The 1,259-nt window shown below is 45.0% G+C and carries 1 protein-coding gene; it reads right to left on the bottom strand.

The features are described from left to right. Positions 1 to 104: 104 nt before the first annotated feature. Positions 105 to 1,259: reverse transcriptase domain-containing protein (locus BSCG_RS00110; RefSeq protein WP_050428084.1), on the bottom strand; the 1,155-nt coding region annotated here is incomplete at its 5' end.

The raw sequence follows: 1,259 nt of genomic DNA, 5'->3' as shown, positions 1-1,259 counted from the left end.
GTTATGTAGGTTGGCGGCGTTGCCGCCGCTTTCCCCATTAAGAACTGTACGTGCGACTTTCACCGCATACAGCTCCGATAATTCAAAATTTAGTTCTCATAAAACTAAATCGGCTCATCCGCACCTTTACAGGTAGCGTTTTCCGATAAAGTTCCCTTTCGGGACGTACGTGAGCGGTTGCGTTTCTGCATCCGCTTCCGGAAGTAGGCATCCCAAGTCGGGTCGTATGGATTAGCTTCACATTTCACCTTTACATGTCGTCTAATCGGTATGTCAGCCAGCTTCATAAGTGTAAAGATAGCATCTTTTTCGCAATCTTTGTACTTGAAACCGAAAATCCAATCCCGAGTGCCGACCTTGATAAAGTATTTGTCCTTTATCCATTTCCTCGACTTGTTCGTATGTCTCCTGTAAGCCCATCGTTTTAACTGGTTAGTTAATATATGGTCTATCTTACTAAACGTAGTTTTCGATACCACACTGCTGTAGTAGTTTCCCCATCCTCTCAATACAGGGTTGAGGTCTTCTATCAGCTTCTGCTGCGCTACAGCCTTGTTCTTCTTGAACACGACCTCGTGCAGTTTCTCCGTAAATCGTTTCTGACTTTTAGTGGATGGTTTGATTATCAATGTACCGTTGTACTTCCGAACATTGAACCCCAAAAAGTCAGAACCCTCGCTGATGTGTGTTATCAGTGTCTTTTCTTGGGATAGCGTGAGACCACGCTTCCCAAGAAACTCAATCAACATGCATTTTATCTCTTCCAATGTTTCCCGTTTGTCTGCCGTGACGATAAAGTCATCTGCATAACGCACGCAATTTACTTTCGGATGATAAAGTCTGCCATCGATATAACTCACCTTGTACCTCTCTTTCAGCATTCTTTCCATGCCGTCAAGCGTAGCATTGGCGAGTATCGGTGAGATGATGCCACCTTGCGGAGTGCCCTCCAGAGTGGGTTGTAGCAGTTTATTGAACACAACTCCGCTTTTCAACCATTTCTTCAGGATGCACTTGTCGATTCGTACGTTATCGAGAAGCCATTCGTGGCTGATATGGTCGAAGCATCCCTTGATGTCTCCCTCCAATATCCATTGTGGAGAACAATCCTTACTTAACCATCTGTGTAGGGCATCAATGGCGTCAGCCGTACTTCTGAACTTTCTAAATCCATAAGAGTTGGCGTCAGCTGTTGTTTCCGTTATGGGTTCCAAAGCCATCAGATAAAGAGCCTGCATGGCTCTGTCTTTCATGGTCGG

The organism is Bacteroides sp. 2_2_4 (assembly GCF_000157055.1).
In the GTDB taxonomy this organism is placed as follows: Bacteria; Bacteroidota; Bacteroidia; order Bacteroidales; family Bacteroidaceae; genus Bacteroides; species Bacteroides ovatus.
Note: the sequence above shows the minus strand (reverse complement) of the source record. Positions and strands in the feature narration are given on the sequence as shown.